Below are 1,170 nucleotides of genomic sequence, written 5' to 3'. Positions count from 1 at the left end.
GTGGATTTTGAGGTGCTGAAGGCGAGGTTCTTTGAGGCACTGGACAAGGAGGACGGCAGCATCACTGCTGCGGCTCGGGCGGTAGGGGTGAACCGCAACACGGCGTTCGGGTGGGCGCGTCAGGCCGGTGTTCGCGGTCGCGGCAAGCCGCGCAGGCCCGGCCACCCTGGCCGGTCGGAGTACGAGCGGCTGCGTGCGGCGGGAGTCCGGCGCCGTGAGGCCGCCGCGCAGGCCGGCGTCCATGAGCGCACCGCTGAGGACTGGGACCGCGGTATCCGGCAGATCGGCCACTCGCGCCTGCACCCCGACGGGCGCCGCATCGACTACAAGACCGGTGTGACCACCATCGGCGCCACAGCTTCGAAGCCCTCCCTCGCAGCGGTCGAGGCCGAACTGCACCCCCGATTTCTCACGGTGAGCGAGCGGGAGCTGATCGCCGATCTGCATCGTGAGGGCCGGTCGCTGCGGGCGATCGGACGGGCACTGGGCCGGCCGGCCTCCACCGTCAAACGCGAGATCGATGCCCGCTCGGCCGACGGTGTCTACCGGCCGCACCGGGCCCAGCGAGCATGGGCGAAGAGCCGTTTGCGTCCCAAGGACTCCAAGCTCGCCCAGGACGGCCCGCTGCGCGAGTTCGTCACCGACAGGCTGCGGGAGAGGTGGTCACCCGAGCAGATCTGTCACGCTCTGGTCACCGAGTTCCCCGACGACGAGAGCATGCGCGTGAGTCCGGAGACGATCTACCAGGCCATCTACGTCCAGGCCCGTGGCGGGCTGCGCCGCGAGGTCGCGGCAGCGCTGCGCTCCAGCCGCACCCGCCGCAAGCCGCACCGCGGTCCAGAGCAGCGCACCCGCCGCTTCGTCGACGAGATGGTGATGATCTCCGAGCGGCCACCGGAGGTCGAAGACCGGGCGGTGCCCGGCCACTGGGAAGGCGACCTGATCGTCGGCCCCCGCAGCGAGAGCGCGATCGTGACCCTGGTCGAGCGCTCCACCCGCTACGTCCTGCTCGGGCACCTGCCCGGCGGGCACACCGCCGAGGAGGTCCGCGACGTGCTGGTGCCCTTGATCCAGAGCCTGCCCGAGCACCTGCGCGGCTCGCTGACCTGGGACCAGGGCTGCGAGATGGCCGCGCACAAGCAATTCACCGTGGCCACGGGAGTGCCGGTC

The 1,170-nt window shown here is 71.0% G+C and carries 1 protein-coding gene; it reads left to right on the top strand.

Annotated elements, in window-relative coordinates:
- Positions 1 to 189: 189 nt before the first annotated feature.
- Positions 190 to 1,170 (top strand): IS30 family transposase (locus IEZ01_RS34430; protein ID WP_189205727.1); only part of this gene is annotated, 981 nt, incomplete at its 3' end.

Origin of the sequence: Streptomyces purpureus (assembly GCF_014648195.1) — a bacterium.
GTDB lineage: Bacteria > Actinomycetota > Actinomycetes > Streptomycetales > Streptomycetaceae > Streptomyces > Streptomyces purpureus.
The sequence above is the reverse complement of the archived record's forward strand: the minus strand, read 5'-3'. Positions and strand labels throughout refer to the sequence as shown.